Consider the following 14,313-nt stretch of genomic DNA (forward strand, 5'->3'; position numbering starts at 1 on the left):
CTACGCGCCGGATCCGCTGATATTCACCATCCAGCTCACACCGAACTTGTCCACACACATCCCGAAACTGTCGTCCCACGGTGACTGCTCTAGTGGCATGGTGACCTGGCCTCCGTCGGACAGTTTGTCCCAGTACCCGCGCAACTCGGCGTCGTCGTCGCCAAACAGAGCCACCGGGTAGCCATCGCCGGAGGGTTCGCCCATGCTTTTGGGAGTATCCGAGCCCATCAGCACTAGTCCGCTCTCTGTCGCCAGCTGCGAGTGCATGACCATGTCTTGCTCGGACGGGTCCTCACTGGCCTGAAAATCGCCGAATGTGCTTACGTCCAACTGCCCACCAAAGACAGACTGATAAAACTCCATCGCTTCGCGCGCGTTGTCGCGGAAAGATAGATACGGATTCAATCGGGTGGCGCCCATGGGAGATCTCCTCGGTAGTGGACAGTACGTACCGATTATGGGCCGAGATGTGCAGGAGCGTAAGGGGTCTAGACTGGTTTTTTCTCGCCTGCCGGGACCGATAGCGCCAGCCGGTTTGCATTCATCGGCGCAGGGCACGCACCGAAGTCCGTGAACGCAAATGGATAATTCAGGGTGCGGTTGAAGTCGAGGACGACACTGCCGTCCTCCTCCGGTGCTGATGTCTGGACAAAGCGCCACGCAGCGGTTGCGTCGCCGTTGGTGGCATCGTGGAAGTTCAGTGTCAGACCGCCGTCGTCCTTGGCCTCCGCGCGAAGGCGGTGCTCTGCGCCGTCGACCTCAAACACCACCTCACCAACAGCCTCAGCAATGAGCGGTATGTCCTCACGCACAGACTTGATGTTCTCCATTTGCGGAGCCGGGTATGCCTGGAACCGAGCATTGAGTACCCAGTCATCGCTGTAGTCAAAAGTAGGAACGCCTTCGAACCGCGTGCGGGTTTCAGCGTTGTTGTCGCGAGTGCGAATAGCGTAGGCCTGGTTCCGCACTGCCAGTTCTGCCGCTATGTCGCCGCGGCGGACCCACATCAGCGACTGTCCCTCGCGCAGGCTCGACGTTACCGTTCCGTCCACGGGCTGACCGTCGTCGAACATCAGCAGACCAAAGGACTCGTCGACGGTGATGTCAGCGGAGGAACCGTTCGTGGACCACTGGCCGGGCAGGCCCTCAATGCGTGCGGGATTGTGGCTCAACCACTGGAATGACGTCAGTGTGAGCCAACCAAAATCAGCTGCCAGCTCCTGCTCTCGCGCCTCGTGCCATTCTTTCCATGCCTGCTCACCCGTAGTCATGGCACCAGTCTGCCATTAGATCAGGGACACAGGGGCACGACGGGAAAGACTTTTCCATGCCCTGATCGGAGGGTATAAGGCCGTTAGTCTGCGGACGGATCGATGACGAAGACGGTATTCTGCTGCCCCGTCCACTGCCTACGCACGGCCAGCCGCTCGGCATGTGCCACCCGGTGTCGTTGAGAACCAGCGGAAATAAGCACCGCAAACATGGCGACGCCAGCAACAAAAGCAATAAGGCCCGACGTCGGCTCTCCCCAGAGCCGTTGCACGATCAGCCAGGCCAGACCCCACGAAATCGCTATCGCGACGGAGAGACGCCCCCGTTTGCCGGTAGAGGCGGCAACACTCCCGCCAAACAGCAACACAGTCAGGGCGATGACGGACCACACAGTGGCTCCCCAATCGAAAAGATTCCATCCCGTGGTCGACAGCCAGGTGGCCATATTTCCTGCCGATGCCACGATGATCCAGCCCAGGTACAGTCCGAACGGCACATCCACAGCCCACGTTTGAAGCCTAGAGAACGATGGATACACGTTCATCTGCCGCAACACCACGATGAGGACCGTCAGCAGCGCTCCCATGACTACTAGGGAAAAACCAATCCAACCTGCCTGCGCACTCAGAATCCACCCACAGTTCAGGATCATCGACGCTGCCACCCACCAACCGATGCCGCGGTGCCGTTTACTGGTGCGCTGCGACGGCAACCACTGATGCACCGTGTAGACAATGAGGCCTATGTAAATCACGGACCAGATACTGAAAGCGCTCGACGCCGGTGCCAGCAACGTTGCATCCGGAGCAAAAGCACCATCGGCTGCCTCAGCAATCCCCGGTCCACCGAAAACCCCGACGCCGATCATGGAACCCACAATGCACACCAGTAGGCAGATCGTGACCGTCCAGCGGCGCCAAGCATCCAGTGGAACTTCGGCGCCCACCGGATAGGCAGTGGGTTCCGCAGCCGCGGCTGACCGCGGCCGCGCACGGCTCGTCAGCGGAATCGGAGCCGAGTGCAAAACTTCCGGAGCGCGTCCTGCCGGCCGCATCGGCGGGACCGGGTTTTTTCGTGCATCTTTTTCGGCGCGGATTTCCTCTCGGAACTTCAGTCGGCGGCGAAGCTGCCTGGCACCCAAGATGGTCTTCCTATACGCGTTGTCTTCAGCGCTTCGCCAATCGGGTTCGCCTAGGCGGTCCAACCAATCGCTGAGCCGCTTCGGGCGCCGCTGACTAATTGCGGTGCTGTCGGGCCGCTGCGCTGTTGACTGCTGTACCGGAGTTGGCTGTGAGTCTGCCGAATCTGCGGATGACGGCGTTGTCCCTGGTGCGGTGACCTCATCTGGAGCCATGGCGAATCTTTCCCTCTCGACGGCGTCCGTGGACGATGTGGCAGCGTAACCCAAGCCCCTAGCCTACAGAACGCCCCCTGCGTCTTGCGTCGCGGGCCGATCGGCCTCTGGCCCGGTGACCGATGGTCAGTAGTTGTGGGTATCCGGGCTTTGGGGCAACCACGAGTGACCTTTGGTCACTCAGGAGTGGGCGGGAAAAGACCCAGCTCGAGCTTGCTCGTGTACTCAACGTGTTCGCCCGTCAACGGATCTCTAAACGCAACGCTCCGAGCCAGAAGCTGCAGCGGTTTGGCGTAATCATCAGGCGCTTTGGGCAGTAGCTCGGGGTAGAACGAGTCGTTCAGGATCCCGATGCCGAGCTTGGCCATGTGCAGCCGTAGCTGGTGGGTCTTGCCCGTATGCGGCTCCAGCAGGTATCGGCCGAGCCCCTTGCGCGTCTCAATCAGGCTGATGAGTGACTCCGCGTTCGGTTCGCCGTCGACCTCCTGAGCCAGCAGATAGGTACGGGATTTCACCATCCGGTTACGCACGACGACAGGAAGCTCCAGTTCTTGACGGAACGGTGCGATTGCCTCGTACCTTTTGGAGATCTGTCGCCGTTCGAAGAGTGTCTGGTAGTTTCCGCGGGTCGCCGGGTTGACCGAGAACAGCAGCACCCCAGCTGTCATCCGGTCGAGGCGGTGCATGGGGATCAGATCGGGCAGCTCCAGCTGCACCCGCAAACGCACCAGAGTAGATTCGGAAATGTACGTACCGCCAGGTGTCGTGGGCAGAAAATGGGGTTTGTCCACGACGAGGAGGTCATTGTCCTGATGGATGATGCCGATCTCCACTGGCATGCGCGTCTCTTCAGGCAGTTCCCGGTAGTACCAGATGAAGGTGTGCTCCGTCAGGGGTGTCGTCGGGCTTAAAGGGGTTCCGCCGAGGCCCACCACTTCACCGCGCTCAAACCTGTTCTTGATTCCCGTTGGGTCTACGTGGCCAAAACGATCGAGAACGTAGTCCATGGCGGTCTCCCAGGGGCCCTCGATGGGTAACCTCAGCCGGGTGGCATTGACGCCGTTGCGCACGGGGAGCGGAGACTGCATCACCCGAATAGCGTACCGGCCTCCGGCACGGCCAGAGAGCTATACCAGCGGTTGGCAGTTCGGGCAGTAGTAGACGTCTCGTAGAGCGAGCTCATTGGCGCCGAGCATGTCCTTGACCACCGCCGTCCGGCACCGCAGGCAGCGGTTGCGGCCGTAGACCCAGAAACGATCGCCGTGGCGTCCGACGGCGGTCCCGGTCGTCGAGCGATTACTGCGGTCCTTATTGGCCTCGAGGAGCGCCTTCGACAGGGTGACGATCCGCTCCAGATTGGGTACATCCGCCATGGGGGTAAAAGGGTTGACCCGTGCCAGGAAGCACACTTCGCACCGGTAGATGTTCCCGAGTCCGGCGAGATTGCGCTGGTCCAGAAGTGCGACACCGACGGGTTCCTCCGGGTGGGAACGCAAGCGTCGGAGTGCTTCAGCCTCATCCCAACCCGGACCGAGTACGTCCGGTCCCAGGTAGCCGACGGCGTCGTCCTCATTGCGCCGGGACAGGACTTCCAGGATGCCTAATTCGAAACCAACGACGACGGCGCTATCCACCTCGAGCACGCAGCGCGCCTTGTGGGTTGGGCGTCTCCATCGCTCACCGCGCCCGTACACGTGCCAGGTGCCCTCCATTTTCAGGTGGGAATGGATGATGCTCCCATTCTCGGGGTCACCGATGCGGATCAGGAGGTGCTTTCCGCGGGACGCAACGTTCTCTACGATCAGCCCGGACAGATCCACTGTGGCGTATTTGGGCACCCGGACATCGCACCTGATCAAAACCTTGCCCGCGAGTACGGCGTCCAGTTGCCGGGCTATCCGCCAGACGTTATCTCCCTCAGGCACGGATTCTTAACCCCCTTGGAGTGGTGTAGAAACCGGCGTGGATGAGTGCTGATGCCATGGGTGTGTCCAGTATGGATTCGCCGTTGACTTTTTCGACCGCCATTTTGTCTGCGGCACCACGGCGGATGATGCTGACGAGGGCGGCCGCCGCAATGCTTAGCTCTACCGGGTCCTCGCTGAAAGACAGCAGTGTTTTACCGCCGCGTTCAACGTAGAGCGACAACTTCCCGTCCACGAGAACCACGAGCGCGCCGGCTTTGCGCCCAGGTCTGTGTCCGTTCTCGAGACTCGGCCAGGACAGGGCTGCACCGTACGGGTTGGCGGGGTCTGTCGCCGCGAGTGCCACAGCCGACGGCGTAACGTCACCGAGCTGGTTGTCGTGAGAAAACGATCTGAGCCGGTCAACGGTTGCGGGCACGGCGAACTGTGCAGCCCCCAACTGTTCGATGAAGTAACCACGGCGGGACCTGCCCATTTCCTCCAGCCGAGCCAGTACTTTGTACATCAACCCGAAGCCGCCCGGCGTCCCCTCATTGGCTACTGCGCCGCGCGTGACCACTCCATAGCGGTCCATGAGTAGTTCCGCGGTTGCGTGCGCGTGCACGGTGACGTCCGGTTCGACGCCGGGCAGCACGCTCCAACGGCCAGCGACCATGGGCGGGGCGTTGCGTGGTTGGCGGTGGTCGCCGTCGACCGAGAGCTTCATCGACGCGCCGGTGAGTGACGCACCTGGAGCACGGCCAGGGCGGCTCAGCCTGGCGGATCGTGCCCGGCCGGGGGAGGCCTTACGTTTGTGTGCCGTTTTGCCTCCGCTGAGCAGCGACCGAACCGGCGTGAAGGTGTCGTTACTGATCCTGCCCGCCCACACGAGCTCCCAGAGCGCCTGGATGACGGCATCATCAGCGGAACCGGTGGGGCCCAGCGTTTGAACCAGCTGTCGGAAGAAGTAGGCACCGCCACCCTCCAACGTTGTGAGCAACTGGGATTGCAACTCTGAGGGTTCAAAATTGGCCGCGGGGTTCAGCGTCAACGGAGCGTTCTCGGTCAGGTGCAGGGCGATCCAACCGTCGTTGCCCGGAAGCGCACCTGCGCCGGACCATTGCACTTCGCCGGTGGCTGTGAGCTCGTCGAGCATCGACGGCGCGTAGTTGGCCACCCGTGATCCGAGAATCAGCGGCTCCCAGGCGGAGGCCGGGATGGGAACACCTGAGAGCTGGTCCACCACGGTCGCAACGCCGTCGAGCCCTCTCAGCGTAGAGCCGACATGCTGCCATACAGGCAGGAACCTGCCGTACGTTGGTGGGTCCACTGGCTCCACCTCGTGCCGAAGGGCAGCCAGGGAACGACGGCGCAGCCGCCGCAGGACCTCGACGTCGCACCACTCGGAGGAGGCCGGGCGGTGGGAATCGTCTGTTGCTGGCAGCGCTTCCGTGGGTCGGAATTCGCCTTCAACGACACGGTTTTCATGGCTTAGTCGCTGAAGGGTGGCGGTGACCACGGCAACGCCGAGCCCCAGCCGGGCAGCCGCTTCGCCCGCTGTGAATGGTCCGTGGGTGCGCGCGTAGCGTCCTACCAGGTCACCCAGCGGATCGGCGACCGGCTCAATGAAGGCCAGGGGAATCCCCATGGGCAGCGGAACTCCAACGGCGTCTCGCAACCGGGCAGCATCTTCTACGGCAGCGATGCGTTGGATGCTCGCCATGCCAACGGTGAACGCACGGTTGGCACGGGTCAGTTCGGCGACGTGTTGATCGACCAGTTCGCAATCTTCCAGGCGGGCTGATATCTCGGCGGTCGAAAGCGGCCCGAGGAGCCGGAGCAGGTCGGCTATGCCCTCTGCGCCACGAGCTTTCCGGTCTGGCGCCAGACGCTGCAGTTCCTCTTCCGTCTGGGCAATGACCTTTGCATCCAGCAGTTCCCGCAATTCGGCTCTGCCGAGGAGTTCGTTCAGCAGCGTCGGGTCCAGTGACAAAGCTGCTGCTCGGCGTTCAGCCAAGGGGGAGTCGCCTTCATAGAGGAAGGACGCAACATAGCCGAAGAGGATAGACCGTGCGAAGGGCGAGGGCTGGGACGTGGTTGTTTCCACAACCCGTATTTCACGGCGCTCGATGGAGGCAGCAATGCCTTTCAGTGCTGGGAGATCGTAGACATCCTGCAAGCATTCACGCACTGTTTCAAGAACTATCGGAAACGTGGGGTACTTACGGGCGACGTCCAGCAACTGGGCCGAACGTTGCCGCTGCTGCCAGAGAGGGGAGCGCTTTCCCGGATGTTGCCGAGGCAGAAGTAGCGCCCTGGCTGCGCATTCACGGAAACGAGAAGCGAACAACGCTGATCCGCCCACCTCCGCCGTCACGATCCGGTCCAGATCGTCGGCGTCGAACAGGAAGAGGTCCGCTCCCGGCGGTTCATCGTCCATGAGTGGTACCCGCAGCACAATGCCGTCGTCGGACGCCATCGCTGAACCGTCCAAACCGTACCGCGCATGAAGCCTGGCACCCACGGCCAGCGCCCACGGCGCATGGACCGGCATCCCGAAGGGGCTGTGCAGGATGACGCGCCAGTCACCGAGTTCATCGTGGAAGCGTTCAACCACCAGATTGCGATCGCTGGGGATCACTTCTGTAGCAACCTGTTGCTCGGAAATATAACTGACCAGGTTACCCGCAGCCCACGCGTCCAGGCCGATGGCGGCGCACCGTTCCAGCGCAGACTCCCGTGAAGATCCGCTGATTTCGCGGACAAAAGCGCCCAGTGCCCGGCCCAGATCTACTGGACGTCCGAGTGAATCGCCTTTCCAGAACGGCAGTTTTCCAGGCTGCCCGAATGCCGGTGATACCAAGACGCGATCGTGGGTGATGTCCTCGATCCGCCAACTGGTGGCGCCGAGAGCGAAGACATCGCCCACCCGCGACTCGTAAACCATCTCCTCATCGAGCTCGCCCACACGCCGGCCGCCCTTGTTGGCAGATTCCTCCGAACCAACAATGTAGACACCGAAGAGGCCGCGGTCCGGGATAGTACCCCCGGAGATGACAGCCAAACGCTGGGCGCCGGGACGTCCGGTGATGGTTCCCTCGGTCCGGTCCCACACAATGCGCGGCCTTAATTCCGAGAACTCATCCGATGGGTAGCGGCCAGACAGCAGATCCAGGGTGGCATCAAAGGCGGAGCGGGGAAGCGTGGTGAACGGAGCGGAACGGCGCACGACGTCGAACCATTCCTCCACATCGATGGATTCAAGCGCTGTGGCAGCGACGGTCTGCTGAGCGAGGATGTCCAACGGGTTGGTGGGGATGTTGAGCGGCTCGATCTGGCCGGAGAGCATGCGTTCCACGGTGACAGCGGTGTTGACCAGGTCTCCGCGGTGCTTGGGGAACAGGACGCCCTGGGATACCTCGCCCACCTGGTGACCGGCACGGCCTACGCGCTGAAGTCCACTCGCTACCGAGTGCGGTGATTCAACCTGAACCACCAGATCCACGGCGCCCATATCGATTCCGAGTTCCAGCGATGAGGTTGCGACGACGCAGCGTAGTCTCCCAGCCTTGAGATCGTCTTCGATCAGCGCACGTTGATCCTTGGACACGGAACCATGGTGTGCGCGAGCAAGGACCGGATCCGCTCCCTGCGACAGTCCCGCCTGCGCCACGATCTGGGCCGGCGGGTTGCGGTGCTCGGCAACCTCGGCAACCCCGCCGTCGCGCATATTGTCCCCGGCAACTCGGCCCTCATGGATCTCGTTCAGCCGCGCCGTTAGTCGTTCCGCTAGACGCCGAGAGTTTGCGAACACGATCGTGGACCGATTTGCCTCAACGAGGTCAACGATCTTCTCCTCAACGTGCGGCCAGATGCTGGCCTGCGGTGAGTAGCCGCCGTCGTTCGTTGCGCTGTCTGAGCCTGAGTCTGCGCCTGAGTCTGAGCCTGAGGGGGAGGGGGCCGAACCCAGTTCCGTCATGTCCTCCACAGGTACAGTCACGGTGATGTCCCAGGTTTTGCGCGACGGCGGTGCCACGATCTCCACGGGCGCGTTCCCACCGAGGAACCGGGCCACAGTTTCTTTGGGTTCCACCGTGGCCGAGAGACCAATCCGTTGGATCGGCCGTTCGAGCATGGCATCAAGGCGCGCCAACGAGACGGCCAGATGCGCGCCCCTTTTGGTGCCAGCAACGGCATGGACCTCGTCGATGATGACAGTGTCCACCTCCGAGAGGGTTTCCCGGGACTTCGAGGTGAGCATCAGAAACAGGGACTCTGGCGTGGTGATCAGGATGTCCGGGGGCCTGCTGAGCAACTGTCGCCGTTCCGACTGTGGGGTGTCCCCGCTCCGGACGCCTACCGTGATCTCCGGTGTGGGCAGGTCCAGCCGGCGGGCGGTTTGGGTGATTCCGATGAGCGGTGCCCGAAGGTTGCGTTCCACATCTACGCCGAGAGCCTTCAATGGCGATATATACAGCACGCGCGTTGAACGCCGACCCTTCTCCGCCGAAGGTGGCGTCACCAACAACCGGTCCAACGCCCAGAGAAACGCCGCGAGTGTTTTACCAGAGCCAGTCGGCGCAACAACGAGCGCGTTAGCCCCGCGGGATACGGCCTCCCAGGCACCCACCTGCGCGGGTGTGGGCTCGGCGAAGGCACCGGCGAACCACTCTCTGGTGGCCGGGGTGAACTTCTCCAGCACCTGCGTCATGGCTTTATCATCCAACACTGGACGGACATTTTTCGAAATGGGCTACAGAACCGAGTCCCCAACACCGGTAGAGTGGGTCACGGTGAGCCGGGAAGTCTGGTCGGCGTGTATTTTGCGCGCTCTCAATCCAAGGACTTTATGACAAAACATAGGAATCCCGCCCAGAAAAGCAGCATCTTCAGCCGGGGAAGTTACCCCGAGCACCTGCGCATTACCGCGATCCTCCGCAAGGAAACTGTTGGCGGAGTACTTCTCCTCGCAGCGACCGTCGTAGCCCTCATCCTTGCCAACGGCCCCGCAGCAGACGCCTACTTTGCCCTGCGTGAGTACAAGATCGGCTACGAACCGTGGCACTTGAAGCTGAGCCTGGGAACGTGGGCCGCAGACGGGTTGCTCGCGATCTTCTTCTTCCTGGCCGGCCTCGAACTGAAACGCGAGTTCATCGCCGGGGACCTCCGCACGCCCAGCCGGGCTATAGTCCCGGTCGCTGCGGCGATGGGCGGCGTCATCGTACCAGCGTTGGTTTTCGTTGCCATTGCGGCCACCGCGGGCCCGGAAGTCCTCCGAGGGTGGGCCATCCCGACGGCAACTGACATTGCGTTCGCCGTCGCCGTGCTCGCCGTCGTTGGCACCCACCTGCCCAGCGCGCTGCGTATTTTTCTCCTGACGCTCGCCGTAGTCGATGACCTGCTCGCCATCGCGATTATCGCGTTCTTCTATTCCGGTGAAATTCAGGTGCTCCCACTACTGCTGGCGCTCCTCCCGCTGGCTCTCTACGCTTTCCTCGCCCACCGCTTCTCCGGTTTCTTCGGCCGGAAATCGTCGGCGGCTTGGCTGTTCCTCCTGCCTCTGGGGCTTCTGGTGTGGGCGCTGGTGCACGCCTCCGGGGTCCACGCGACGGTTGCCGGTGTCCTGCTTGGCTTCGCGGTTCCGGTGTTGGCTGCCCGGGCCAAGGGACAACCACGGCCCGACGACGGCGCCCACGATGGGCTGGCGGCCATCCTTGAGCATCGGTTGCGGCCCCTTTCCGCGGGAGTCGCGGTTCCGATCTTCGCGTTTTTCTCGGCCGGCGTTGCCATTGGCGGTTGGGACGGTTTTGTCACCGCCGTCTCCGACCCACTCGCAGTGGGGATCGTCGTCGCACTGGTCGTGGGCAAACCCGTGGGTATCCTGCTCGCCGCGTGGGGCGTCACGAAGGCCACCCGGGCAGAACTGGACCCGGACCTGTCGTGGACAGACTTGTTGGGTGTTGCAATGCTTGCGGGCGTCGGCTTCACGGTGTCTCTGCTGATCAGCGAGCTCGCGTTCGGTTCCGGCAGTATCCATGATGACCACGGCAAGGTCGCCATCCTCGTTGGCTCGCTCCTCGCAGCGCTGTTAGCCAGCATTGTCCTGCGGATGCGTAACCGCCATTACCGGCGGCTGGAGTTGAAGGAAAAGGTCGATGCCGATCACGATGGAACCCCGGATGTCTTCGAGCACTGACGGTCCGGCGATAAACTTCCCGGTATGAGCACTGGGCCTGTTGATCTGCCGCATCCGATCACACGGCAGTTGTTCCCCAGCCCCGTTCTACCCGGAACAGGGTGGCCGGGAGACCCTGCTTCGCCCACAACTCCGGTGGCTGAAAACGCGGACGACGTCGTAGCCCGGGCGGCCAGCACCCGGCACCTTGAATTACTGGACGCGCAGGTTTCCGTGTGCAGGGCCTGTCCCCGGCTCGTGAACTGGCGGGAACAGATTGCCCGCGACAAACGTAAGGCTTCAGCCGCTGAACCGTACTGGGGCCGGCCGATCCCCGGGTACGGCAGCTCCCATCCGAGGGTTCTCATTGTGGGACTGGCCCCGGCGGCAACGGGCAGCAACCGGACGGGGCGTGCCTTCACGGGAGATATGGCTGGCGTCTGGTTGTTTGGCGCACTATACCGGGCAGGCTTGGCGGTTCAGGAAACCAGTGTTTCGGCGGGGGATGGTCAGGAACTCATCGATACCCGTATGGTTTCCACCGTCCGCTGCGCGCCGCCGGACAACAAGCCCACGATCGCCGAACGCGATACCTGCGCGCCATGGCTCGACGCTGAGCTGAAATTCGTCCTGCCCAGCGTGAAAGTGATCGTTTGCCTGGGTTCCTACGGGTGGTCAGCTGCCTTCCGCGCCCTGAAACGCTGCGGCTACACCGTTCCCCGACCGCTGCCGAAGTTTGGGCACGCTGCGCGCGTGGAAGTCCAACCACCGGAGGGGGACGCCGGACGCGCCGTCGTCGTTCTGGGCTGTTTCCATCCCAGCCAGCGCAATACGTTCACGGGAAAGTTGACCGTTCCCATGATTGACGCCGTTATTGGCGACGCAGCGGCCATCGCCGGCAGGTGACTACTTAGCAGGTGTGAAGGGCTGGAACGTGCCGATGGTCAGCAGCTTGATGTCCGCGTTGGCGCAGCCCGTGCTTTCGAATGGAACCAGTAGGGAGCTGGTGTTCTCGGGCGGGTAGACGCGGATCGCGGTGGTCTTGACCTGCTCGCACTCAGTGTATTTACCGGCGCGAGTCTCCATCAGCTCTGCCGCCGCCGATGCACCAGGCTTTAGTTCATTGGCAACTGGGGCCTTCTCCGACGCACGTTCCGCCGCAGCGCCCACCTGGTCGCCATTGGCAACGAACGAGACGCCGGCCCAACCGTGCAGGACACAGTTTTTGCTGCCTGTATTCGTCAAGACCAACTCACGCAACACACCGCTTGCTGCGCCAGCACCGGGATTTGTGACAATTTCCCCGCTCAGCATTCCCGCCGTGCAGCGGTTCTGGATGGGATCGGTCGGGGTGGGCGAAGGTGTTGCCGTTTCACTCGGCACCGCGGTGGTGGTGGCGGTGTAGGTGGGGTCCGACGACGGCGTCGCGATCGCCGGTTTGGTGGACGGCGACGCGGTGGTCGTCGTCGGTGAGGTGTCGCCTGAAGCCTCTGGCGTTGAAGTGCCACAGCCCCCGAGGAACAGCAGCGAACTGAGCGCCGCGGCAACGACAAGGGTGGGGGACTTACTACGCACAATATTCATAGCAACACCTCACCGCAACGACATGGCCGAGTCAACTATGACGCGGCCAGTGTTGCAGAGACTTTACTTGGTGGACGTGCGCGTACGGGCCAGCGCAATGCCGCCCACGATCAGCCCGAGAACCACTGCACCCAGGCCAAGGTAGCCGGGAACCGGCGAGGCGTCGTCGTCTGCTGACACACGCTCGGTGCTGTTACCGGTGGCTTCTGCGTCCTCCTCAGTGCCGGACGCCGCGTGGTGGTCTTCCTCGGTGGCTTCGGTCAGGGTGTAAGAGGGGGCAGGAGCCTCCAACTCGTGGGGATCCTGGCCTTCAGCCGGCATCTCGGACCAGTCCGTCTCGCCCTCGGCGCACTTCTGCAGCACCGGGAACGCCAGGGTTTCACCGGATTTGTCCGGATTCTGGATCTGGACTTCGAGTGCCATCCGGTAGCCATCCTCAAGAGGGGTCTTGGGGGTGTAAACAATTTTCCCGACATGCTTGGTGATGGAGCTGCCATCTTCAAGCGTCAGTGGTTCGTCCAGCTTTTCCTCCACCTTCTTCACGTCCCAGCCCGCGTAAACGGTGGGCTTCGCGTCTGCAATGGTGTCTGGAATGTCGATAGTGAAACTTGTGGTGGGGGAGTCCTCACACCCGTGGGAGGCGGCGAAGGTGAGGACGGAGTAGGCGCCGGCGTCGGTGGAATCTGGTGTCACGGTGACGTGGGCACTGGCCGAAGCGACGCCCGCGGTCATGAGACCCAGGGTTGCAACGGAAGCAAGGAGGGTACGGCGAATCTGCATGGGAAAACCTTTCACTGTGCGCGGCGCTGTGGCCTGCGCGGGAATAATTGGATACGGGTCAGTGAGAGGTTATGGGTGGTCCGCGGGACGGGGGCGCCACGAGGTACGGCGAGGTTACAGGCTTTGGCGTCGCTACCGGTACGAGTAGTCGGATCGGCAGTTGTGGCTGTGTCAGTTGAGGTGGGCTGAAGAGCGGCCTCAGCCACGCAGCGGTAGCATGAATGGCTTCCTCGCCGCGGGTGATGACGACGGCGGTTGCCACCGTTGCCAGGGCATGGGCGATGAACATCGCGCTGCCAAGGCCTGCGTCGACTGGCTGGTGATGAAGCCCTGCGCCCGCCGTGGTGCAGGTAGTTATTGCGTGGTGGGCGTGGGATCCCGGTTCGCAGTGGACTGCGGCTGAGAGCGTGCCGAAGAGGTGGTGCAGCCCGCCCTGTGCAGCGGACAGGATCAGCGTGAGAACCGGTAGGGACAGGGTTCGCTTGGCGGCTGTAGTCACAGCGAGCATGGTCAGGGCTGTCAGCCCGACGACGACGGCCGGATCCGGCAACGATCCACCACCGGCAAGGTGGGCAATGGATGAGAGCGCAATAATGACTGCCGTGATGACACTCGCACGGAGCAGCCTGGCGTGATGCTGGCGCACGACTACTCCTTTTCTATCGCTTGTAGAACTCGCGCTTCAGTCTAGGGTAGTTCGTTGCAGCGCTCGAGTTGGCTGGGTTACCGTACCCAAGCGTTCGGCACGAATTCTCAGCCTACTCGTGGTGATAGGGGCGTCCGCCCGCGATTTCTTGGGCGCGGTAGAGCTGTTCGATCACGATCAAGCGGACCAGCTGATGCGGGAACACTAGGGGTGAGAGTGACCAGATGAAGTCGGCACGCTGGTGCACGGTGTCGTCTACACCGTAGGCACCGCCGATGATGAGGGTGACGTTCTTGGATGAGTCGAGTGGCTGCTGAAGGGTTTGCGCGAGTTTCGGCGAGGTGATGGCTTTGCCTCGCTCGTCGAGGAGGATCACAAAGTCCGTTCCGGTTTTGGCCAAGAGCCGTTCCGATTCCTCTTTGCGGGCTGAGTCTCCTTCGCGTGAGGAGTGGGGGATGGGCTGCCAACTGACGTCGAAGGGCTTCTTCATGCGCTTTTCATAGCGGCCGATCCCTTCCGCCACCCAGGATTCGTGTTTCTTGCCGACGGTGAGGATGCGCAGTGCCATGAGTCTATTGTCCGTTACCTGGACGAAGCC

12 protein-coding genes are annotated in these 14,313 nt (G+C 62.4%); 2 read left to right on the top strand and 10 right to left on the bottom strand.

The window, feature by feature from the left end:
* The 6 genes from JOE65_RS03910 to JOE65_RS03935 all read right to left on the bottom strand — a co-directional run bounded on the left by JOE65_RS03910 (position 1) and on the right by JOE65_RS03935 (position 9,241).
* A complete protein-coding gene (locus tag JOE65_RS03910; RefSeq protein WP_205162007.1) occupies positions 1-420 on the bottom strand; it encodes a VOC family protein in 420 nt (139 codons plus the stop codon).
* Positions 421-488: 68 nt separating this feature from the next.
* Positions 489-1,271 (bottom strand): DUF1684 domain-containing protein, encoded by a 783-nt coding sequence (locus JOE65_RS03915; protein WP_205162008.1) that lies wholly within the window; start codon positions 1,269-1,271, stop codon positions 489-491.
* Positions 1,272-1,354: 83 nt separating this feature from the next.
* Positions 1,355-2,680, bottom strand: a complete 1,326-nt coding sequence (locus JOE65_RS03920) for a tryptophan-rich sensory protein (RefSeq protein ID WP_205162009.1) — start codon at positions 2,678-2,680, stop codon at positions 1,355-1,357.
* Positions 2,681-2,802: 122 nt separating this feature from the next.
* On the bottom strand, positions 2,803-3,714 hold the full coding sequence (locus JOE65_RS03925) for an RluA family pseudouridine synthase (RefSeq protein WP_205164008.1): 912 nt from the start codon (positions 3,712-3,714) through the stop codon (positions 2,803-2,805).
* A gap of 39 nt (positions 3,715-3,753) precedes the next feature.
* Positions 3,754-4,551, bottom strand: a complete 798-nt coding sequence (locus JOE65_RS03930; protein ID WP_205162010.1) for a DNA-formamidopyrimidine glycosylase family protein — start codon at positions 4,549-4,551, stop codon at positions 3,754-3,756.
* The gene (locus JOE65_RS03935; protein WP_205162011.1) at positions 4,544-9,241 is read right to left on the bottom strand and encodes an ATP-dependent helicase; all 4,698 of its coding nucleotides are present in this window, start codon (positions 9,239-9,241) and stop codon (positions 4,544-4,546) included. The genes JOE65_RS03930 and JOE65_RS03935 overlap by 8 nt, the downstream gene beginning before the upstream one ends.
* 138 nt (positions 9,242-9,379) lie before the next feature.
* Here JOE65_RS03935 and nhaA point away from each other — a divergent pair, with 138 nt between their 5' ends.
* Together nhaA and JOE65_RS03945 are read left to right on the top strand one after the other, a co-directional pair.
* On the top strand, positions 9,380-10,726 hold the full coding sequence (gene nhaA / locus JOE65_RS03940) for a Na+/H+ antiporter NhaA (RefSeq protein WP_205162012.1): 1,347 nt from the start codon (positions 9,380-9,382) through the stop codon (positions 10,724-10,726).
* A 24-nt stretch (positions 10,727-10,750) separates the two neighbouring features.
* Positions 10,751-11,611, top strand: a complete 861-nt coding sequence (locus JOE65_RS03945; protein WP_205162013.1) for a uracil-DNA glycosylase — start codon at positions 10,751-10,753, stop codon at positions 11,609-11,611.
* Here the strand turns inward: JOE65_RS03945 and JOE65_RS03950 are convergent, their stop codons facing one another.
* The 4 genes from JOE65_RS03950 to rlmH form a co-directional block, all read right to left on the bottom strand.
* Entirely contained in the window at positions 11,612-12,289 is a 678-nt protein-coding gene (locus JOE65_RS03950; protein WP_205162014.1) for a DUF4232 domain-containing protein, read from the bottom strand.
* 63 nt (positions 12,290-12,352) lie between these two features.
* Complete coding sequence (locus JOE65_RS03955; RefSeq protein ID WP_205162015.1) at positions 12,353-13,069, bottom strand: YcnI family copper-binding membrane protein; 717 nt, start codon at positions 13,067-13,069, stop codon at positions 12,353-12,355.
* A 58-nt stretch (positions 13,070-13,127) separates the two neighbouring features.
* Complete coding sequence (locus JOE65_RS03960) at positions 13,128-13,715, bottom strand: hypothetical protein (protein WP_205162016.1); 588 nt, start codon at positions 13,713-13,715, stop codon at positions 13,128-13,130.
* A 112-nt stretch (positions 13,716-13,827) separates the two neighbouring features.
* Positions 13,828-14,283 carry a 23S rRNA (pseudouridine(1915)-N(3))-methyltransferase RlmH gene (gene rlmH / locus JOE65_RS03965; protein ID WP_205162017.1) on the bottom strand — a complete coding sequence of 152 codons (456 nt, stop codon included), beginning with the start codon at positions 14,281-14,283 and terminating at the stop codon, positions 13,828-13,830.
* Between the last annotated feature and the right edge of the window lie 30 nt (positions 14,284-14,313).

The sequence above is a fragment of the Arthrobacter roseus genome, assembly GCF_016907875.1.
Lineage (GTDB): Bacteria > Actinomycetota > Actinomycetes > Actinomycetales > Micrococcaceae > Arthrobacter_J > Arthrobacter_J roseus.